Source organism: Pontibacter rugosus (genome assembly GCF_042678745.1).
Taxonomy (GTDB): domain Bacteria; phylum Bacteroidota; class Bacteroidia; order Cytophagales; family Hymenobacteraceae; genus Pontibacter; species Pontibacter rugosus.
This window is the reverse complement of the sequence record NZ_JBHTLD010000068.1, coordinates 1-21140: the sequence shown is the minus strand read 5'-3', so window position 1 is coordinate 21140 and position 21140 is coordinate 1. Positions and strand designations below refer to the sequence as shown.

21 protein-coding genes are annotated in these 21140 nt (G+C 45.6%); 10 read left to right on the top strand and 11 right to left on the bottom strand.

The features are described 5' to 3' along the window. Window positions 1–35 precede the first annotated feature (35 nt). The 5 genes from ACFQ2O_RS09450 (at window position 36) to ACFQ2O_RS09430 (ending at window position 3307) form a co-directional block, all read left to right on the top strand. Entirely contained in the window at window positions 36–404 is a 369-nt protein-coding gene (locus tag ACFQ2O_RS09450) for a hypothetical protein (protein ID WP_377526308.1), read from the top strand. 466 nt (window positions 405–870) lie between these two features. Beyond that, window positions 871–1419, top strand: coding sequence for an RNA polymerase sigma factor (locus ACFQ2O_RS09445; RefSeq protein WP_377526304.1), 549 nt, complete (start codon window positions 871–873; stop codon window positions 1417–1419). Then, window positions 1416–2033, top strand: coding sequence for a cupin domain-containing protein (locus tag ACFQ2O_RS09440; RefSeq protein ID WP_377526299.1), 618 nt, complete (start codon window positions 1416–1418; stop codon window positions 2031–2033). Before ACFQ2O_RS09445 ends, ACFQ2O_RS09440 begins: the two co-directional genes overlap by 4 nt. A gap of 44 nt (window positions 2034–2077) precedes the next feature. Continuing rightward, window positions 2078–2479 carry a DUF6717 family protein gene (locus ACFQ2O_RS09435; protein WP_377526294.1) on the top strand — a complete coding sequence of 134 codons (402 nt, stop codon included), beginning with the start codon at window positions 2078–2080 and terminating at the stop codon, window positions 2477–2479. Between the two features lie 336 nt (window positions 2480–2815). Beyond that, window positions 2816–3307, top strand: coding sequence for a hypothetical protein (locus ACFQ2O_RS09430; RefSeq protein ID WP_377526291.1), 492 nt, complete (start codon window positions 2816–2818; stop codon window positions 3305–3307). A 64-nt stretch (window positions 3308–3371) separates the two neighbouring features. Here ACFQ2O_RS09430 and ACFQ2O_RS09425 read toward each other — a convergent pair whose 3' ends face one another. The 3 genes from ACFQ2O_RS09425 to ACFQ2O_RS09415 all read right to left on the bottom strand — a co-directional run bounded on the left by ACFQ2O_RS09425 (window position 3372) and on the right by ACFQ2O_RS09415 (window position 8490). Continuing rightward, complete coding sequence (locus tag ACFQ2O_RS09425; protein WP_377526288.1) at window positions 3372–4328, bottom strand: YihY/virulence factor BrkB family protein; 957 nt, start codon at window positions 4326–4328, stop codon at window positions 3372–3374. Window positions 4329–4889: 561 nt separating this feature from the next. After that, window positions 4890–7649, bottom strand: coding sequence for a cation-transporting P-type ATPase (locus ACFQ2O_RS09420; RefSeq protein WP_377526285.1), 2760 nt, complete (start codon window positions 7647–7649; stop codon window positions 4890–4892). A gap of 70 nt (window positions 7650–7719) precedes the next feature. Beyond that, a complete protein-coding gene (locus ACFQ2O_RS09415; RefSeq protein WP_377526282.1) occupies window positions 7720–8490 on the bottom strand; it encodes an SDR family NAD(P)-dependent oxidoreductase in 771 nt (256 codons plus the stop codon). 491 nt (window positions 8491–8981) lie between these two features. Here ACFQ2O_RS09415 and ACFQ2O_RS09410 point away from each other — a divergent pair, with 491 nt between their 5' ends. Together ACFQ2O_RS09410 and ACFQ2O_RS09405 are read left to right on the top strand one after the other, a co-directional pair. Then, entirely contained in the window at window positions 8982–10139 is a 1158-nt protein-coding gene (locus ACFQ2O_RS09410) for a zinc-dependent alcohol dehydrogenase (RefSeq protein WP_377526279.1), read from the top strand. Window positions 10140–10151: 12 nt separating this feature from the next. Continuing rightward, window positions 10152–10637, top strand: a complete 486-nt coding sequence (locus tag ACFQ2O_RS09405) for a hypothetical protein (RefSeq protein WP_377526276.1) — start codon at window positions 10152–10154, stop codon at window positions 10635–10637. Between the two features lie 112 nt (window positions 10638–10749). Here ACFQ2O_RS09405 and ACFQ2O_RS09400 read toward each other — a convergent pair whose 3' ends face one another. Beyond that, the gene (locus ACFQ2O_RS09400; protein WP_377526273.1) at window positions 10750–11889 is read right to left on the bottom strand and encodes an MFS transporter; all 1140 of its coding nucleotides are present in this window, start codon (window positions 11887–11889) and stop codon (window positions 10750–10752) included. A 488-nt stretch (window positions 11890–12377) separates the two neighbouring features. On the opposite strand from ACFQ2O_RS09400, the gene ACFQ2O_RS09395 reads away from it, so the two are divergent. Further along, window positions 12378–12575: a hypothetical protein gene (locus ACFQ2O_RS09395; protein WP_377526270.1), complete on the top strand. Its 198-nt coding sequence runs from the start codon at window positions 12378–12380 to the stop codon at window positions 12573–12575. A gap of 284 nt (window positions 12576–12859) precedes the next feature. Then, a complete protein-coding gene (locus tag ACFQ2O_RS09390; protein WP_377526267.1) occupies window positions 12860–13723 on the top strand; it encodes an aldo/keto reductase in 864 nt (287 codons plus the stop codon). A gap of 183 nt (window positions 13724–13906) precedes the next feature. On the opposite strand, the gene ACFQ2O_RS09385 is transcribed toward ACFQ2O_RS09390, so the two are convergent. The 5 genes from ACFQ2O_RS09385 to ACFQ2O_RS09365 all read right to left on the bottom strand — a co-directional run bounded on the left by ACFQ2O_RS09385 (window position 13907) and on the right by ACFQ2O_RS09365 (window position 18964). After that, a complete protein-coding gene (locus ACFQ2O_RS09385) occupies window positions 13907–14329 on the bottom strand; it encodes a hypothetical protein (RefSeq protein WP_377526264.1) in 423 nt (140 codons plus the stop codon). Window positions 14330–14498: 169 nt separating this feature from the next. Next, window positions 14499–16205, bottom strand: coding sequence for a L,D-transpeptidase family protein (locus tag ACFQ2O_RS09380; protein WP_377526261.1), 1707 nt, complete (start codon window positions 16203–16205; stop codon window positions 14499–14501). Between the two features lie 194 nt (window positions 16206–16399). After that, window positions 16400–17146, bottom strand: coding sequence for a hypothetical protein (locus tag ACFQ2O_RS09375; RefSeq protein WP_377526257.1), 747 nt, complete (start codon window positions 17144–17146; stop codon window positions 16400–16402). 35 nt (window positions 17147–17181) lie between these two features. Further along, window positions 17182–17475, bottom strand: coding sequence for a DUF1330 domain-containing protein (locus tag ACFQ2O_RS09370; protein ID WP_377526254.1), 294 nt, complete (start codon window positions 17473–17475; stop codon window positions 17182–17184). Window positions 17476–17857: 382 nt separating this feature from the next. Continuing rightward, on the bottom strand, window positions 17858–18964 hold the full coding sequence (locus ACFQ2O_RS09365) for an L-dopachrome tautomerase-related protein (protein ID WP_377526250.1): 1107 nt from the start codon (window positions 18962–18964) through the stop codon (window positions 17858–17860). Between the two features lie 257 nt (window positions 18965–19221). On the opposite strand from ACFQ2O_RS09365, the gene ACFQ2O_RS09360 reads away from it, so the two are divergent. After that, window positions 19222–19806 (top strand): hypothetical protein, encoded by a 585-nt coding sequence (locus ACFQ2O_RS09360; RefSeq protein ID WP_377526245.1) that lies wholly within the window; start codon window positions 19222–19224, stop codon window positions 19804–19806. A 142-nt stretch (window positions 19807–19948) separates the two neighbouring features. On the opposite strand, the gene ACFQ2O_RS09355 is transcribed toward ACFQ2O_RS09360, so the two are convergent. Together ACFQ2O_RS09355 and ACFQ2O_RS09350 are read right to left on the bottom strand one after the other, a co-directional pair. Beyond that, the gene (locus tag ACFQ2O_RS09355; RefSeq protein WP_377526242.1) at window positions 19949–20368 is read right to left on the bottom strand and encodes a hypothetical protein; all 420 of its coding nucleotides are present in this window, start codon (window positions 20366–20368) and stop codon (window positions 19949–19951) included. Between the two features lie 194 nt (window positions 20369–20562). Next, a complete protein-coding gene (locus ACFQ2O_RS09350; RefSeq protein WP_377526239.1) occupies window positions 20563–21042 on the bottom strand; it encodes a hypothetical protein in 480 nt (159 codons plus the stop codon). Between the last annotated feature and the right edge of the window lie 98 nt (window positions 21043–21140).

Genomic DNA, 21140 nt, shown 5'->3' with positions numbered 1-21140 from the left:
GTAAATGCGTAAAATATTAGTAAAAAAGAAAGCTTATGAAACTCAAGATAGATGAAAAGCCGTTTTTAGCAGAAGGTCGGCATGTTGTGAAAATAACAGAAGTGGAAGAAGGAAAAAGTGAAAATAAAGAAGTTCCTTTTATCAATTGTCGTTTAGAAAACGAAGACGGATTTGTAAATCAGCGATTTTACATAAGCGAGCCAGGTCAACCTATTTTGGCTGCTTTTTTAAGAGCGGTAGGTATAGAGAAAACAGAAGTTGATTCAAAAGAGCTAAAAGGCAAAACGCTATCGGTAGAGGTAGAAGAACGCTCTTATGAAGATGCTGATGGAAAAGAAAAGACGATCAAGCAGGCTACACATTTTCAAAAAGTAGGCGAAGCAAATACCTCTGACAGGCTTTGATCTGAGCACTTGCTCAAAGTATACATATTAAAAAGGGGCCTTAGAGCCCCTTTTTAAGTATAAGACAGAGTTAAGATTCGAATCGTGTGGTGAACCTTCTTCTTATAATGTGGTAAGTATGTCTGCTGTACTCTACTAAAAGTATGGCCTATACTTGTTTTTAAAGCTGCAAGTGGCTCTAAAAAAGAAAGTTATACTTACGCTGAATTCAATTTTTCACAATTAATTCAACTCAATAACCAGACTATACCTTTTGTGATACCGTAGTATGTATTACCACGAAACAGCAGCATTTCTGCACAAAGTCATCCATGTGGTAGTTAGCACCCACTTCTGTTGTACCTGTTACAGGTGCTATAGGTAGATTGGTGCCTATCCAGTCTAGGTACTTTCAGCAGATTTACTTAAATTTAACTGTATTCACTCCGCTTGTCGTGGGAAGCCGGTGTCGGGAGATAATAATGTTATGTCAGGAATTAACCTTCAGGGAGAAACAGAACAAAGCTTAGTAGAGGCGCTAAAGCAAGGCAAACAGGAAGTACTTGGGTTACTATACGATGCTTACGCTCCCGTGATGATGGGCGTGATTCTGCGGATTGTGCCAGACAGAGAGGTGGCGGAAGAAGTCTTGCAGGAAACATTTCTGGCCATTTGGTCCCGCATTGAGGTATACGACGCTTCTAAAAAAAGATTTCTGATCTGGGGTTTGGCTATTGCCAGGGGTATAGCATTGGAAGCTGTTAAAGCTGGAAAGTACAAATCAACACGGCAAGATGAGCACCTGACAGACATCGCCTGCGCAGAAGTGGTGAAGACGAAGCTGTTGGAGGCAGAGCAATTGGAAAATAAACCACTCTGCAACCTGGAACCTAAGGAAAGAGCTATATTAGAGCTGATTTATCTGAAGGGACGCAATTGTGCCGAGGCAGCAGCAGAAATGAACATATCTGAAGAGTCACTAAAGTTTACCTTAAAAAAGGCATTTATACATTTAAAGGCGGAGAAATCAGCATGAACCCTAAACTCACAGAATTTATAGAATCCGGGGTTTTGGAGCTATACATTATGGGGGCCACCACGGCTCAGGAAACTCTTGCTGTGGAGAAAATGGCCGCTTCGCATCCGGAAATCCGCCAGGAGATTGATGCCATTAGCCAGGCTATGGAAAGCTATGCCCTGGCACATGCCGAGCAGCCGCGAAAATCAGTTAAGTCGCTAGTGCTGGCAACCATTGATTACATGGAACGCATGAAGCAGGGAGAGCTGCCTGTAGCGCCACCTGTACTGACAGCGGAGTCAGTAGTAGAGGATTTTGCCGTGTGGCTAAACCGTGAAGATATGGTAATGCCTGATGATACGGAAGGTGTCTATGCTAAAATAATCGGTTACACACCTGCAGCTACTACTGCTGTAGTATGGGTCTTGGAGATGACTGAGAATGAGGTGCACCACGATGATTATGAGCGTTTCCTGATACTGGAGGGTAGCTGCAACATGTTCGTAGGGGAGGAGGTGCATGAGCTGAAGCCGGGAGACTTTATCGCAATTCCACTGCATACACCGCATCGGGCTGATGTTACCTCTGCCATACCCTGTAAAGTTATCCTGCAGCGCCTAAGCATTAACTAATACTAATCCTGAACCATTGCTAAATACGGCAGTGTTTCTAGGGTATGATAACTTTAATCCAATTCATACTGATAGGAGCTCTGCTGGCAACCGTGCGCAGTTTAAGTTCTGATATAATTAAATTTCGGTTCTACAAAGAGGCATACGGCACCTGGTATATCGACCTGCCAGACTATACCGGGCCAAAGGGCGATTTAGCCATGGTAGCCGGAGCCGATGACATGCTGGACTACCTCGCTAAAGGTAATAACCAGGTAGATGTGGAGATGAGTGAGCAGCCCATTGAAGGTGCCCTTAAGCTGGAAATATCACGTTTAGGAGATCCCGGTGGGGGAGCGTATTACAAGCCGGTAAATCATCAGATACAATCGGTCTGGCTTTGTGATGTGACATTGTTTGCTTTAGGCAAGTTTCCGGAGAACATCTATTTTCGAAAAGCAACTTAGATAGTTAAAAGCTTTGCCTGTGGCTGGTACTGTAAGGGCTTGTAAGGTGATTATAAGTTGCCTGCACATGCTCAAAAAGCTGCCGCTGCTGACTGATTATACTGCCCTTGATCTTATACTGCATTCTAAATTTAAGCGGGAGCTGAATAAACCTGTATACGCAGCTAATTATACTTCACTAGCACCAGTATCAATCGAAAGTCTGAAATTATTCTGCTAAGCTCTGAACTGGCATGCCTGTCCGGCGTAAATAAATAGCATTAATCACGCACCCACAGTATAAAATACTATTGTCAATTTACAGACAACAGGAAGCTCGACATTACAAATACAACTATGGAAACGAAAACAGTAATTTACGGACTTGTGGCAGGAGCCGCCGGAGTAGCAGCCATGACGCTGGCAGAGAAGTTAGAGCAGCAGGTTACAAAGCGGCCTGATTCTTATGTTCCTGCGCATACATTAGGTCGCCTGCTAGGGCGTGAGCCGGAGCCAGACTCTAAAAATGTGCCTCTGAACTGGACCATGCATTGGGGTGAAGGTATACTTTTAGGCGTAGTACGCGGCTTGATGGCAGAGAAAGGATTTAGAGGAAGTATAGGCTCATTTCTGTTTATGAACCTGCGTTTGCTTAGCGATCAAACTCTGGAAAATGCTACAGGTGTAGGAGCCATGCCCTGGACCTGGCCAAAAGACGAGCAGGTGATTGACCTGCTGCACAAATGTATTTACGCTTTTGCTGCCGGCGCAGTAGCCGATATGCTTATAGAAGGGCCAGAGCACCATACGGTAAAGCGAAGAGGCTGGACAGAAGGAGAGAGACCATAACGCATTTCGTTAAACATCAAACCAAAAGGCAGGTATAAGAATATGCCTGCCTTTTTGTTTGATATTATTTATTGTCATTTTCGCCAGCCACATGGTCGGCATGGTAAGCGTTACGCTGCCCTAGCGGCATATCTTCTCCTACGGTGGTGTCTTTAGCTGTTTGATGTTCTAGTTCTGAGTTTATTTCTGCGCCAAGCAGAATAATAAAGCTTGTCAGGTTAAACCACAGCATCATGATGATAACTGCTGCTACCGGTCCATACGTCTCATTGTAATTACCAAAGTTGTTAACGTACCACGAAAAGAGCAGGGAACCGATGATCCACAGAGCAGTTGCGATACCGGAGCCCCAGCTTACCCATTTAAACTTCGGGTTATCACGGTAAGGTGCTACCTTGTAAATCAACGCCAGGGCAAGCATTATGATACCAGCCAACAAAACCCATCGGGCAAACTGAAGCACCGTTTGCAGCACATCAGGTAGCCCCAAACTATCAATCACAGCCGGAAAGGCTATTACCAGCACCACACATAAAGAACCTATAATAATGCCAGCTAGCGTAAAGAGTAGAGTGATAGCATTCAGTTTTAGAAAGCTCCTATCGTTTACCTCGTCGTAGGCAATATTTATACCTTCAAAGAGAGATTTGGTGCCGCTGTTGGCACTCCACAAGCTCAGCAGTATGCTCAAAGCTACACCCCAGCCAAGCGTAGAACTGGATTTCTGCGCAATATTCTGTAATCGTTCGCTTAGCATCTGGTGTGCTTCTTCAGGAAGTACGGCTGTTAGCTGCTCCATTTGCTGCTCTACAGCTGCCGGTTCCATCACAAGGCCATAGATAGAAATAATAGCGGCCATCAAAGGAAACAGTGCCAGGAAAAAGTAGAAAGCAACACCAGCTGCTACTATACTTATATTATCGGTACTCAGCTGCTCCTTTACCCGCATCAGTACATCTTTCCAACCTTTACCGGGTATTTCTTTGGGGCTTTCAGCTTGTCTTCCTCTTGCGTTTGTCATACATGCGTTTGTTGATTCTGTGTTTTGTAAAACGCTGTGCAATTGCTAAGGTTAAAATCAAAAGGGGCTTACTGCATGAAATACTCGTTTTCAGTTGCTGTGGCTATGTGAGCGGTGCTTTATCAGGTGTGTAGGAGAGGGTATAAACATAATTTTAGTACTACTGCACCCAAAGAACAGAACAACAGAAGCCGGATTTTACAGGTGAAGCAGCACGTAATCAAGCTACGGACACAAATTACTACAGGCAGCAGTATACTAGTGCTCCTCCAATATAATTCTTAGAAACTATGACTTAGAAATAACTTGTAAGAATAGTTAAACAAGTTTTCTACGACTATAGCTAGCTTAAAGGTATGCAAGCACCAGTAAGTGTATCTGCTGCCTGCATACTTTAAGTTGAAGAAGGATTTTACAAGACTACAAAAGAGAAGCTTGTAATGATGGCACAGCAGGTGAAAGAACTGAATCTAATGCCTGCCTATACAAGAGCCCATACTTGCAATTAGTAGTGAAATTGCCTAATTGCTATCTGTATTGGAAACACATTAAAGTACGCTCTCAGGCCTCAGCATCTGTAGGCGAAGCAAACCTAAGACGCAGCTGCTTCTCGATGGTTACGATGATAAATAGCAGCATTCCTGCTCCAAATACACGTACCAGCTGCGGTGGACTTAGAGGGCTTGAGCCAAAGAGGGTGTTCATAATAGGCACGTAGATGAATAAAGCCTGAAAGAAGAACATGGCAGCTATACCATAGTACACCCACATATTCGAAAAATAGCCTACTTCGCGTATGGGTCTTACAAGTGAACGGCAGTTAAGCAGGTAAAACGACTCCAGCACAACCAAAGCAGTGGTAGCCACTGTCTGTGCCTCTTCAATAGAGGAACCGGATTGAGTTTCGAACAGGTATAGGCCGAAGGATGCGAGTAGCATCAGTGCACCTACCAGCAATGTACGCATTACCAGCTCTTTGGTAAGTATAGGCTTGCTGGAAGGGCGGGGTGGCCTGCTCATTATACCTGGCTCTTTGGGTTCGAAGGCAAGGGTAAGGCCGAGTAAAACGGCAGAGGTCATGTTTACCCAGAGAATCTGCACTGGCTGCACTGGCAATAAAGTGCCTAATATAACGGCTGTCAATACAATCAAACCTTCGCCGAGGTTGGTAGGCAGCGTCCAGACAATGAATTTTGTCAGGTTGTCAAACACACTGCGGCCTTCCTCTACAGCTCCCTCTATGGAAGAAAAGTTATCATCTGTCAAGATCATGTCTGAGGCGTCTTTCGCTACATCAGTCCCGGTTATACCCATGGCTATGCCGATGTTTGCCTGTTTCAGTGCCGGTCCGTCGTTTACTCCGTCACCTGTCATGGCTACTACTTTTCCGCGTGCCTGCAGGGCCTTTACCAAACGTAACTTCTGGTCTGGCGATACCCGCGCAAACACAGCTGTGTTCTCTGCCACCTCCTCAAGTTCTGCGTCAGAATAGCGCTGAAGCTCCTTGCCTGTAAGTGCTTTTAACCTTCCGTTCTCATGGGCTCCCCGCAACCCAATCTCTCTTGCAATGGCAGCGGCTGTTACGGCATGGTCTCCCGTAATCATTTTAACATCTATGCCTGCCTGCTGGCAGAGCTTTACTGCCTCCATGGCCTCCCGTCTTGGAGGGTCTATCATGCCCTGTAAGCCAAGAAATGTAAGGCCGGATGAAGTGGAAACGTGATCTATGGAAGATGTGCCTTCAGGAGCTGCGGCAGTGGCAAAGGCCAGAACACGCAACCCTTCGTGAGCCATCTCATCCACCTGTTTATGTATGGCAGTTTTATTTAGGCCAGCCAGTGTGCCATCAGGCAACAAACAGCTATTGCACCGCTCTAAAACAGCTTCTACAGATCCCTTGAGATAGATAAACGGCTTGTGACCATGATGCAGCGTAGCCATGTACTGGTATTCTGATTCGAAAGGTATGGTATCCAGCCGTGGCTCTTCCCGCTCTAGCTTTGCATTTTGGAAACCAGCTTTCAAAGCAGAAACAAGCAGTGCCACTTCTGTAGGGTCTCCCTCTGCAGTCCATTTTCCTGCCTTCTCAACAAGTGCGCTTTCGTTGCAGAGCATCCCGGCTCTCAGGCAAAGTTCTAACGCTTTATTTCGGGGCACATCGGCAGGTTGTTCGTTAGTAAGTATACTTCCCTGCGGCTGGTAGCCAATGCCTGTTACAGCGTATACTTCTCCACCGGCAGCTATCTGTTGTACCGTCATCTGGTTTTCGGTCAGCGTACCGGTTTTGTCGGAGCAGATAACATTGGTGCTGCCTAAGGTTTCAACTGCCACAAGCTTACGTATGATAGCTCTTCGTGCCGCCATGTTGGATACACCCAGTGCCAGCATAATGGTAACGGCCACTGGCAACCCTTCGGGGATGGCACCAACGGCAAGGGCCACGGCTACCATAAAGGTATCGGCTATGCTTTCTCCCCGTATCAGGCCAATAACAAAAACCAGCGCCGATAAGCCAAGTATAGCCCATAGCAGCAAGTGGCTGAACTCTTTTATTTTGATAGTTAGCGGCGTTTCCAGGTTCTGTGCACCAGCCATCGACTGCTGTATTTTGCCTACCTCAGTGGCATCGCCGGTTGCTACAACTACCCCCCTGGCTTGCCCATAAGTCACGACAGTAGAAGAAAATCCCATGCAGAACCTGTCGCCTAACACATTGTCGGCTGCTACAGGATGCGTGTTTTTTTCAACAGCGACCGACTCACCGGTCAGCGCTGATTCATCTACTTTAAGGTCCCGCTCCTTTACCAGGCGCACATCTGCCGGAAACTTATCACCGGACTGAACCAGTACTACATCGCCTGGCACTAACTCCTGCGCATCTATCGCATGTCGGTTACCATTACGCACTACAAGTGCTCTGGCCGTCATACTATTAGCCAGGGCATCAATGGCCTCTATTGCCTTCGACTCCTGCACAAAACCGATAATCGCGTTGATGAAAACAACTCCGAAAATAACGGCAGCATCTATGTATTCTTCCAGAAAGAAAGTTACCACTGAAGATGCAAGCAGGATGTAGATTAAGGGCTGATGGAATTGCTGCAGAAAACGGATCAAGGCATGCTGTTGCTTTTTAGGAGTCATTTGGTTAAGGCCATACTGCTCCTGCCGCTTTGTTACTGTTTCCAGGTCTAGGCCATCCTCAGCTGTTACCTGTAGTTGCTCCAACACCTGTTCCGCCTTCATCGCGTGCCAGACAAGCTGTTGCTTTTCTAGTTGCACCGCTTTTGTCCTGGTGCTCTTTTCTTCTATTACACTCATGTCCTGCAGGTTTTGTGGAGGCTGCTGTATATCACCAGTTATATTTTCTTTGCTGGTACAGTTTATCTGGTTATTGGGCCAGGTAGGCGCCGTCTACTGCGTAATAGGCTCCCGTTACAAAAGAAGCTTTGTCAGAACTCAGCCAAACCACCAGTTCTGCTACTTCTTCTGACTCGCCCATTCTTCCGATAGGATGCAGTCCTGCCAACATCTTGAACGTATCTTCATTCATGCCGGCATCTGCCAGCAGGGGCGTTTTAATAAAGGCCGGACCTACCGCGTTTATTCGTATGCCCTGAGCTCCGTATTCGATAGCGCCATTTTTAGTAAGCCCCACAACACCATGCTTTGATGCCACATAAGCTGCTGAATTGGCAAAACCAACCTGCCCAAGTATAGATGAGTTATTCACAATAGCGCCTCCGCCATTCTGAAGCATCTGTTGTATCTGGTACTTCATACAGTAGAATACACTGCTCAGGTTCACGGCAATAACTTTATGCCAATTGTCTATACTCATGTCGCCAACAGGAGCTGCCTCGCCTCCAATACCAGCATTGTTAAAAGCAATGTTAAGCTGGCCAAACTGCTTAACGGTTTGCTTGACCAGATTTTCACAATCCTCAGGTTTTGCCACATCGGCCTTTACAAAAATGGCTTTTCCGCCGAACTGCTTAATTTCCTCTACTACTTCCTGCCCTTTATCTTCCTGTACATCCGATACCACTACGCTGGCACCTTCACGTGCATATTGCAAGGCTGTTGCTTTGCCAATACCTGAAGAGGCACCGGTTACCAATGCTACTTTCCCATTAAACTGTTGTTGCTCGTTGTTTTTCATATTAGCATGTTTAGAGGTTTGTGATTAAGCAAAAGTCTGATTTTAAGCCAATAAGATCAGTGATAACCGTCAGCTTTATTAACAGGAAATATCATTTTTGAAAACTACTGGATGAAGGGCGATGTCTGGTGCTGGCCCAGAGCGAGGAGAGGATAGATATTTTTCCTGTAGATGAAAAGAGCCGGCCAGCAATCTCATTTTTTAATGCTGCCTCAGTTAAGTTTTGCCTGCAGGAGGTGCAAGTCTTGGTTTTATACAGTTAACAGTGATGAGTTTCCGTTTGTTGCTAAAGTCATGGGGCTTGAAAAATAATGCCTTTCCTGGCTCATATTGCTTTTATTAAACCTCTTAATGCAACTTTGAGTAAACAGATAAGTATCTAAAGGTACCTGTTACAGCGGCTTTAGCACTCTTAGGAGTAAGGAACGTGTATCAGATAAAATATTGAAATTATACTATATGTATCACATTAACCTGAAGGAAACATACTTATGTTAGCAATGGAATATCGCGGAACGCAACGTGTCCGCCTTAATAAAAATAAGCCTATGCCTGAAATACTGCATCCGCAGGATGCTATAGTTCGGGTTACCCGCGCTTGTATTTGTGGCTCTGATCTGCACTTGTACAACGGCAACGTACCTGATACCCGTGTGGGAGAAACCTTTGGCCACGAGTTTATCGGAGTGGTAGAAGAGGTTGGCCCGGATGTAACCAATATAAAAATAGGCGATCAGGTAATTGTTCCTTTTAACATAGCCTGTGGCGAGTGTACGTTTTGTAAGCAGGAGCTCTACGGAAACTGCCACGAAGCTAATCCTCAGGCTACAGCAGTAGGTGGTATTTTCGGATACTCACACATAGCGGGCGGCTATAACGGTGGGCAGGCAGAGTACGTGCGTGTGCCGTATGCAAACGTTGGTCCCGTGGTTATTCCGGCAGATATGCACCCGGATGATGCCGTAATGCTAACAGACGTAGTGCCTACTGGGTATCAGGCCGCTGAAATGGGGGGCATCCAGAAAGGAGATACAGTAGTTGTATTCGGTGCTGGTCCGGTAGGTATCATGGCAGCCAGATGTGCCTGGTTGTTCGGTGCAGGTCGTGTGATCGTGTTTGACCAGGAGGAATACCGCCTTGATTTTGTAAGGAACTACGCGCAATGTGAAGCCTATAACTTCAGGTCAGTAGGAGACCCTGTGGTATTTATGAAGAAGCAAACTGACTCGCTGGGAGCAGATGTATGTATAGATGCTGTTGGTGCTGAGGCGGCAGGAAGCAAGCTGCAGACAATTACCGGTAGAAAAATGCTGTTGCAGGCTGGTTCCTCTACTGCTTTGCAGTGGGCCATTAACTCAGCCAAAAAAGGAGGGATTGTGTCGATAGTGGGCGTGTACGGGCCTACCGGTAACCTAATTCCAATTGGTAACGCACTGAATAAAGGCCTTACTATCAGAGGAAATCAGGCATCCGTTAAACGCTTGCTGCCAAGGCTTATCAAACACGTGCAAGATGGCGTGCTGGACCCTAAAGCGCTTATTACGCACCACTTCCCGCTGGAGGAGGTGTCTGATGCTTACCGCATTTTTTCAGATAAACTGGATTACTGCATTAAACCAGTTCTTGTTCCACCATCAGCCAGAGTATAAGGAGACATAATTATGGAAAATACTAAAATAGATTATTCAATGATAAAAGGGTGGGGCATTGATGCTGACCCTAAAAACGACCCGACGTATCCGATGAGGAACCGTTCTAAGGACGACCACGGTGGATATAATTGGGATCGCCCAACGCAACAACCTGTAAATATAGAAGTGCTGCACTCCAATGAGCGCCCAAACGTAACTGCAGTATTCGGAACATCAAAGCCGCCAAGCGGCCTGAGTGGTATGATCAGGCGCAAAGCTTTCCAATATGGAGAAGGTAGTTTTGCTCACTGGTTACCGCTGGTGCTAGCAGATAGAGTAGATGAAGTAGAAGGGATAATTGATGATATCAAGAAAGGCCAGTTCCCTAACATTTTTGCAGAAAAAGGAATGAATGCCCAATGGAAGTATGACAAGGCAGGATTTATTACCTCTGTGGCTGTTACGGCAGCAGTAGCTGCTGGTGCTTATATGTGGCTTACCAGAAAGAAAGATTAAAGTAAGACTGAAAGCACAGACTTTTAAGTATAACCAGAACGGGCTGCCTACTTATATAGGACAGCCCGTTCTGGTTAATAAGTAGAGGTACTACAGGCGCTGATGTATTATATCATGCATCCCGCTGCAGTTTAAAAAACATTTTTGAGATTGGAATAAGCAGGACACCAGCTAGAGCAAAAGCAACAAAGGATACCTGCAGGTTAAAAGCGTGCGCCAGATATCCGATCATAGGGGGGCCAATTAACATACCCACTATACCGAAAGTTGTGACTAAAGATATGGCTATGCCCGCTGAGTATTTTGGGGAAGAACCTGCCAAAGTATACGTCATCGGGATAACAGCGGCAGTGCCGAAACCTACCAGCGAAAAGCCAATCATGGCAGGCCAGAAGCTCGGGAAAAGGACAGCAAGGCCAATACCAACAAAAATCAGCAAAGCACTCATCATATAAGTAGCGGGCATCCCTATCTTATCGATGATACGATCTGAAATAAACCTGGATAGCGCCATAAAGATCATGAATATAAAATAGCCGGCTGTAAAAACTTCTTCCCCCACAACTTGCTGAAAGTATATACCACTCCAGTCAAACATCCCGCCTTCGCACAGCGCAGCAAAAAACACCAGCAGCCCCAAGTATAAAATATAAGGATCAGGCTTGCTCAGGGTTAACTTATTGCCAGCCGAGGATTTGTCGTTCTGTAATAAGTAGCGGTAGAAGTATAAAGCAGCCGCTATTGTTAGACCAGATACTGCAAACAAGTGCGGAACCATCGCTACGTCCAGTGAAATCAGCAGCGTGGAGAAGCCCACACCTATAATGCCACCTGTGCTCCACAGGCCATGAAAAGAGCCATTCATCTTTTTGTCGTACTGCTTTTGCAGCGTTATGGCTTGGGTATTCATCGCAATGTTCAGGATGCGCATACTCATGGAAAACATAAACAGGGCGCTCACCAGCAGGAAAGAGGTGGAGGCCAGTGCAATAAAGGTCAGACAGATGGCATTTAGCAGGAAAGCATATAGCAGGGGGACGCGCGTCTCGTATTTTGATACCAGCCAACCAGACAAAGGAAGGCCAATGAGCGAACTAACAGGCATGGCCAGAAGAACGGTACCGAGCTCAGCCTCATTTAGGCCAAGGTTGGTTTTGATGGTAGGTATCCTGGATGCCCAGCTGGAAAAGTTAACGCCTGTTAGAAAAAAGAATATGCTAAGAGAAAGTCTATGCTTAGTTAGTGCTTGCATCTATGTTAGGTAAGGCTGCAATATGCATAAAATTATAGCACTTCAGGTATAGCCACTCTGCAAAATTGTGGAGACAAAGTTTAGAGCGGGTGGAGGAATACCAAGTGCTGTGAAATATAATGATAAGGGCGTATATTGATCAAGTATAGGAAGTGTATAAACGGCATAATCTGTAGCTTGTCCTGAGCAACATTAATTTGCTAAAATGTTGCTTCAGGTATGCGTATAACTATTAAGTATAAGAGCATGCTATCGTTATGAAAAAACGCCTGCATAATCGGAACTTACTTAAGACACCAGAGGCTGTTGACTGTAAAATTTATGTTTCTGTTTAATTCAATCATCTTTGTCGCTCTTATGTGCGTATGCTAACGGTATTGACAGGTACAGCCAGATTGTATCTATCGTGATATTAAGTATAGGCTTACTTCGTTTTGATTATACGGAAGCCTGAACAATTATTTTTTAATTAAAGCTGAAGAGTTACTATGGAAAATTCAAACACTGAATCACTTAAAAGCCTGGTAGAAGACCCGTCTCAACTGACGGATATTATCAATGACCCTGCCGGACAAGGCTTGAGTTTTTTTAAACGCCTACAGGTAAAGGAGCAACAATATCTTATAATTGCTGCTGGAGCTGTTTTAATTGGATATGGAATTTATCTAGGCCGCAAAAATTCTTAATAAGCCTAATTTTAAAGTAAAACTCCCGCTGCTAAAGCTTATAAGCTTTAGCAGCGGGAGTTTTATGTGATAGCTACTTGACTTTTGGTACAGCAATAGCAAATGTATGAAAGTGCTATCAGTACTGCTGTTGTCTCCAATAGCTATCAGCCATAATGTCGAGCAGGTATTTATATACCACTTATTACCCTTCAGCAATGTTTTGAACAAAGCTATTTTAACATGCTCATGGCAGAGCCGTACAACTATACTTGACGAATCTTTTTTTACAACAAACCAAGACTATGACAAACAACACATCCTATGAAAAGACCTTCACAATTGGAGGGGATTTAACAGTAAACAGAATGGGCTACGGCGCCATGCGCATTACAGGTGAAGGTATCTGGGGCCCGCCAAAGGACAAGGAAGAAGCAATACGTGTACTGCAGCGAACCGTTGAATTAGGTATTAATTTTATTGATACCGCAGACAGTTACGGTCCAAATGTGTCGGAGGAGCTGATTGCTGAGGCACTGCACCCTTATCCTAAGGATTTAGTGATTGCTACCAAAGGAGGTTTAACACGTACCGGACCCAATGTATGGCCTGTAAACGCAGATCCCGACTACTTGCGCAAAGCACTTGAGGGAAGCCTGAAGCGCCTGAAACAGGATAAAATTGATTTGTACCAGCTGCACCGCATTGATCCTGAAGTGCCTTACGAAAAAACACTGGAGTTTCTACAGCAGGTACAGGAAGAAGGCCTTGTAAAACACATCGGTCTCTCTGAGGTTAGTGTGGACGAAATAAAGAAAGCCCAGGAGTATTTTAAAGTAGTTTCGGTGCAGAACAAGTATAGCGTCGATTTCAGGAAATGGGAAGATGAGCTGGAGTATTGCCGTGAGCAGGATATGGCTTTTATTCCATGGAACCCAATTAACGCAGGTAATATAGGTGAGCTGGAGCCGCTCAATAAAGTGGCCAATAAGCATGGCGTTACACCGTACCAGATAGCCTTAAGCTGGCTACTGCACAGAGCACCAAACATTCTGCTTATTCCGGGCACATCTAAAGTAAAGCACCTGGAGGAGAACTACAAAGCAGCTTCTATTTCCCTTTCCAGCGATGATATGGAAGAACTGGAGAAGCTCAGCGACAGCAAATAAGGAAAGCATTACGGGAGCAATATACTTAAGAGGCAAGCTTGCTGCAGAACACTGCAACGAGAGATAAAATCTGTTGATCACCTGCTATCTGCCAAGTGATTGCTGAACCAGCAAGGGAGAAGCTTTGAATATACCTTCCTGAGAATAAACATAAAAGCCGCTCACGGAATAGAGCGGCTTTTTTTAGTTGCTTATGCCGGATATGTAGGCGGCTATTTCATCTTCTTTATCCTGGAGATTTTCGTAGGCGAAGTTAGAGATCACATCACAGGCCATGGTGGTGAGCACGCCGAATACGCGTGCCTGGCTTATTACTTCTTTGTTCCAGGCAGAGGCCATTACCAGTATAGAATAGCCGTTGTACGGGGTAAGATCCATCAGGTCAGATGTAAGACCGGGCGATGGCCATTTACCAGCGGTTAAACTATAACTGCCTTGCTCCCAGCGAGGAGGCGTATTTGCTTTATCAGGTACAGGCTGAAAGTAACCATCTACCACAGGGCCCATAAATATAACATTTACTTCTTGTAGGGAATTGGGTACTAAGGCCTTCGGGTTTGGTAGCACAGCTCCAGATTCATCAACAGTTTCTGCAGGGGTATCCATGAGTTAAATTAATGGGTGTAGGGTATAAATACTGCAAAAGGGTAGAATGGTTATCTATCCTCCCATTTTGTTTCGCTTTATAAGTTTCAAAGTAGCGCTATGGAGCCCTAAAATGTGCAGTTTCAGGTATAGGCTTTTGCAGTGCAAGAGGAGGAACCTTAAATATGTTCTAAAACAGCTCTTGTGCCAGCGCATTGTCGTGGCCGTACAAATCATCCCTAAAGTATACCTGGCCATCATCTTCAACCCAAGCCGTAAAATAGACTAAGTATACCGGTACGTTCTGCTCCAGGTTTACGCGCTGCTGCTGCTTTGCATTCATTGCTTTAAGTACCCTGTTTTTGTCCCAGCCCGGCTTATCCTGCAACAGGTAGGTAGCCAGATCGGCAGGGCGTTCTACACGCACACAGCCATGGCTAAAGTCGCGGTCTCTTTCTGAAAACAGATGATCTGCAGGAGTATCGTGCAGGTATACCGCATACTCATTAGGAAACATGAACTTGACGCGGCCCAACGCATTATGAGGGCCCGGCCGCTGGCGGATACGGTAGTCAAAGTTGTGTTGGGTCATGGTGCTCCAGTTTACGCGGCTTACCGGCACCCGCTTAGCGTTTGGCCCGAACGTAGTTACCATTTCCATGTCGCGGCTTTGCAGCCAATTCCTGTTTTGTAGGAGATGCGGTTTAATATCCTGCTCAACAATGCTGTTTGGCACGTTCCAGTAAGGTGCAAACATCAGGTACTGGATTTGGTGACTGAAGATGGGGGTAGAGTGCATCGTTTTGCCTACTACAGCTTTCATGCGCATTACTTCCTGCTCGTTCTCCATCACCGACACCCGAAAAGCCGGAATGTTGACCATCACGTAACGCTCGCGCTTTCCTTCAGTAGACAAATTTTTGGGTAACCATCTCCAGCGCTCCATATTTAGCACAATCTGGTCTATGCGTTGATCCACAGTTACATTTAAAGCCTTATAAGTCTGCGGCCCCAGTATTCCATCTACTACTAGCCCATGGCGCTTCTGGAAGTCCGATACCAGTTGCTGTACCTGCTTGTCATATACAAAGGCAACCGAATCGCGTTCGTTTACCTGTTGTTGCGGGGAAAGCCTTTTTCGTACATTCAGTACTACAGAGGCAGTGTCATGAAGCTTTACTACATCTTCGCCTTGCACTTTTGGCCAGCCGCCACGCTCCTGTATCTGCCGGTACTGCACCAGCACGTCGCGTAATTTCTGGTAGCCACTATGCAATGCCTCAAATTCGTAGTAGGGATAAGAGCTTTCTCTTTCCTGTAGTATAGTTTCTAAAGCTTTGTTTAGCTTGATCTTATTCTTCTTTACTTCCCATTCTATGGCTTCGGCGCTATGCGGGTCCAGCACTCCTTTGTAGAAATCAGAAGCATAGTTAAAGTATGATGCAGTAAGGGCTAAGTCTAACTCCTGCTTCTTTTGCTGTTTGTTTTCGCCTCCTGCGGATGTTTCCTGAAAGTTGCCATACATCTGCTGCAGATTCTTTACCTTGTAATTCTTTGGTTTTAAACCTTCTTTATGTGCTTTATCCAAGGCCTCTAGCAATCTATCAGCCTGCGGCACCAACTCATCCTGCTTAAACCACGCTATCTTATAATTCCGTTCGCGGTAGAACTGCTTCACCAGATCCAGGTGGTGCCGGAACTCCGTTTCATTCTGGATGTATTGCGTCAGGTAAGCACTGTCTACTTTAGCTTGCGCAGTGTTAAGGGCAATAGCAGTGTTAGTTTGCTGAAAAGATAGGGAAAGTATAGCGCCTGATGCCAGCATAGGTGTAAAGAGTAGCAGGAAGGCAAGTATAAAAATGGGCAAGGGTATAGGTAATGCTTTTGTATAGTTCATGTGTTTGTATTAGTACTGGGTCCTTTTGCCTATGTAGAAAAAGCTGCTGAGTCGATAGTAGGGACCCGAACGCAAATGGCAGGAAGTATAGTACTATATACATAGTTTAAGGAGAGAAAGTTTGATGATGTCTCGGTTGCCGTACCTGGTTGGAGTATGGAGTTAAGGTTTACAAGCACGTGCAGCCTGATGAGCTAAAAAATGTGCTGCTCATCGTCCAGATCATCATGTAAATCCTCCATATCTAACGCATCATCTACCTCATGGCTTTCTCCCTCTGCACCGACTTCACCTACCAGTTCATCCAGCAGGTCCTGCTGCGCCTCATCGTAAATTAGCTCCCCACGAAGCAGAAACTTGTTAGCCTGCATCATTACTTCATAAATAGGGGTATGGATGTGCTTTGGGATTTTGTACAGGCGCGGATCGTTTTTGCTGAAAGGAGTGGCAACTTTGGAATTATAGAGATAGGGGATCAGCGTTTTTGAACAGCTGATGGCGATGCGGTCTACTTCATGCTCCTCGAAATACGTCTGCAGCCGCTCATTGATGTTTTCAAAGAATTCCACCGTTTCTCCGAGCCTTACTCTGGAGCCTGCCCTTGATTTGCCCTTGGTTTTGAGGTACTTAATCTGGCTTTTTCCCTGCTTTTTCCGCACCATGTAGGAGCGGAATACTTTATGGTTTTTATTCTTGCCGTTCTCAAAATAGCCTAAGGCGCAGTTGCCAGACTGAATCAGCAAAATTACATAGTTTACCTGCTTCTGGATAGTGCAGGGTGCAGGCAGCGTAATAGGTAAGCGAAAGTATAGCTGCTCGTTTCCAGCTGCATCCAACAGGGCCAGCCGGTGCTTCTCTTGTTCGTACGTAAACGGAACTGACGCTGCCTGTAAGTTCTGGAGCAGAGTGGCTGACTTCTCTTGTGACAGGAAACGGTTCATCTAAAAGTATAAAAAGGTAAAGTAGGCCCTGTACGTTAGGCAGAATAGCCTTCTATCACAATCATGTTAGTATTAGAAGCCTTCTGGCGGATTGATTTAGGTCCTGCATACTCAGGCGAGTTCCACCATTCCTTAGCACGGGCAAGGCTCTCAAATTCCAACACCACCATACGGTTTGGTTGCCAATCACCTTCCAGCGTTTCGTGCTGGCCACCGCGTACTATAAATTTACCTCCGTAGGCGGCAAGTGTCGCAGGCGTTAATTGTGTGTAGGCGGTGTAGGTTTCCGGGTCGGTTACGTCTATTTCTGCAATGATGTATGCTGGCATGCGCTATGATTTAAGATGTTCTTGCAGGGCAAATTTATAAACACTTAGCGTTATACTACCTGTTTTTTGTTTTTGTTTGCAGCATTTTTCAGGCGTTCGCTCTAACTTACCTCTTTCACGGCTTCTATTTCATTGTTTCAATCCTGCGTTCATTTCAGGTCCAGACAAGTTTAACTCAGCCATACGCCGGCATATCCATTTTTCTCACCCGTAAGTACTGCTTTCAGGCTCAACACCGCTTTGCCAGAAATTATGCTAGGCAGTTCAGCATGCTCAAAAAATTGATCAGGCTCTGAAGCCAGAAGTGCTTGAACCGGTTTGGCGTGCTGATGTATGTAGTGCCAAAGAAAAAAGGAGTCGCTTATGCAACTCCTTTTTATACTTAAAGCTCAGGCTTAAACTTAAATATCTTGTATGGCTCTGGCGGGTTTCCCTGGTAGTGTAGCTGCGAAGTGGTTACATAAATATAGCCGTCAGGCCCAACGGAGAAAGTATCGGGCCATTTCAGGTGCTCACTGCTCACGACATGCTCTACTCTATTGCCGTTAAGCCTTTCCACGGAATTGTTCGCAACCCCTGTTAAGTATAAGCGTCCGTCGGGGCCAAAGATAATGCCATCGTGCGGGCCAACCTTACCTACTTTCTCCACTTTTGCCTCGCGTTGTGCTTCTGTCAGCGACTCGTCGAGCAGCCATTGCGTGCCGATGCGGTAGAGCGTGGTGCCGGTCAGGGCCTGGTAGTAGATGTAATCGCGCTGGGGCGTTAGGGCAATGCCATCAGAATGCACTGAAGGTAAACTGCCGTCCGGGTTGCGGTAAACAATGCCTTCTGGTTTTATAATAATGTTCTCTGATTTCGTACTGTAGTGGTTGCCCAGCAGGCGCCGGCTTTCACCTGTTTTCAGATCAACTACTACAATGGCTCCCATACCAGAGTCGGTCAGGTAAGCTACATCACGTTGGGTATCGATTCGCACATCGTTTAAATAACTTTTAGGATAAATAACCGGCTCTGAAAAAATGATCTTCTGCACGATTTCATTAGTGGCAAGATCTACCTTTACCAGCTTGGCTCCTCCATCTACTACTCCCTGCATCATAGGGCTGGCAGGGTCCACTATCCAAAGGTAATTTTCATCGTCTACATACACCGCCTGTACGCTCACAAAATGATCTGCTGGCGAGAGCGCAGGGTTCCACTGGTTCCATTCCTGGTTAGGGAAGGGCACCAGTTCGTTATTCTCTTTTACCTCTACAACCGAGTAAGGAACATCACCGCTAAGGCGTGGGAAGTTTGCGAAAATCCGGCTTTGCTCTGATACGGCTACACCTGTCCATTGCAGGTTAGTTTGTGCTACTTGTGTTAGTGTGGTTTTGTCTTTAGCAGGTGGATCAAAAATGTCTTTAAAGTCTTCGTCATCGCAGGAAGAAAAAGTAAAGGCGGCCGCTGCACATAAGGCCAGCCACGGTAGTTTGTAAGTTGTTTTCATAGATAAAGAGTAAAAGTTAAAGTTCTTTTTGTACGATTCTATAAAGCATAAGAAACCTGCCAGCGCAGTGTTTGTGGCTAGTGTAGATTAATTTGAAGTAAAAGTATGGCTAGCGGATAGGAGAGGCTTCTTTGTGTACCAGTCGCTTTGGATGATAGGGGCAGCCTACTAAAAGCACTGGATCTGATCTGGAGTAAAACCGTGAAGTGCCTGAACCGTTTAAAAATGAAATAGTGAGCAAATTAACCTATAAGACTATGAACAGACACGATAGAGTTTATTACGAGTATGGCCCATACGATGGCTACAGCAGGAATGATGAACACTACCACAGCGCCAGAAATTTAACAAATGAATTTGAGCGTGATTTTCAGCGTGAAAGAGGCAGATGGAATGAAGGGCGCAACCAGGTAAGGCATAGCTACCACGAAGGTGACATGGGCGATACCTATGAACGCTATAGCCGCGAAGACGGAGGCTACGAAAATTATTCAGCAAGCCGCCAAAACAACCGAGACCGCAACAGATATGAAGGGGGAAACTATAACTCCGACCACAACAGAAACCAGGATTTTTGGAGTGATGCCCCTGCAAATCAAAACAGGTATGGCAACTCCCAAAACTTCCGTGACAACCGGCAAGGTGCTTTAATCCCAAACAGGTATAATAGCAACGAGTATAGCAGAAACAGGAACCAACAAACCTATCACCCCGGCACAGGCACCGATGATATAAGGCCACAGTCAAACAGCCATCACCCAGGCAGTGCCAGCGGCAGCAATGCCGGAGATATATGGGGCAATCCCAACCGTAGAAGGTATCAGGTGGACAGGTACTACTAATTTTTTAAAATCAGAAAGAAGAGCCGCTGCAGACTTGCAGCGGCTCTTCTTTTTGATTCTAACTTTAGCCAGTGTGGTAGAATGGCGCTTTTAAAGCTGAACCTATAAAGCAGGTTGTTTTTAAGGTATGCCTGAAGAATGGTTAGAAATTGTTCTCTACCCACACCTTTCGGGCAACGCCCATGCCTACTAAGTTTCCCTCTCCGCCACCTCTCAATAGTATAGCTACTTGTTGCCCCTGCCGCAGCTCGCTTACACTTATAGCCTGCCCATCCGGACCAACCATTTGTGCCGTAGGCAATACCAGCACATAAGCCCGGGTGTAGCGCGAGTTGGGTGATGGAGCATAGTTTTCTACCTCCAGTATAACCTGCCCCTGGTCATAGCGGCTTGATACAACGCTCCCCCTAATGTCCACACGCTGTGGCGCCAGACGCCTATCAGCTGTTGCTTCGGCATCTGCGGACCCGGCAGGTGTCGAACTGGACTGGCATCCTGCCAGCGTTATAATGGCGAGTATAGTGAATGCAGCCATATAGTGGCGTATATTGTTTATGCTCATTTGCTTAACGATTAAGTTTAAGACTTATAACGCTACTACACTCGTGTAGGATATATTTACATTCGTGCTCTTACGGTCATCTTGTTCGCCTGTATCTGAGGAAACATTTATACTATTTGAGCTCTTTTAAACCTATAAAAAGAAAGGCACGAGTTACTACTCGTGCCTTCGGAAAGTATGTCACTAACTAAAACTTACTTCTTCCGAACAAACTTCCATTTGTAAACGCCATAGCGCGACGTGGTTTTCTGGTCATCCGGCACATCCTCAGGAAAGCCTGCCCATCTGATTTCGTCTTCCCAGATCATTACTGTATCAGAAATAGAGGTAACAGTATAATCGGTAGAAGTGGTGTCTTGGTGTAATTGAATGTAGGTGGAGTCGGTGTTGTTCGGAAACTCATAATTCCAAACGTCTTTTTCGGCACTACCTGGCAGCGTCACTGTCATGCGCTTTCCATCAAATCGAAAATTAGCGTTACGCAGTACAGAGTCTTCGTACATCACTTCGTCTCCAAAGTTGTAGTACGTTCTTTTAATAGATGTATTGGTCCATTCGCCTCTCATATCTGCATCCAATACAGAAACCGGAGGAATCACTTCTTCCTCTTCATCGTCGCTGCAGGAGGTGAAGAATAGGGAAAAACACAGCGGAATTAATAGCAACTTTTTCATAAAATATAATTCAGGTCAATGATGGGTTGAGTGCCTGTTTATACTTTGCTTGCAAAAACGAAATGCAAACAGGCTTTAATAGAAAGGTGTGACTATAG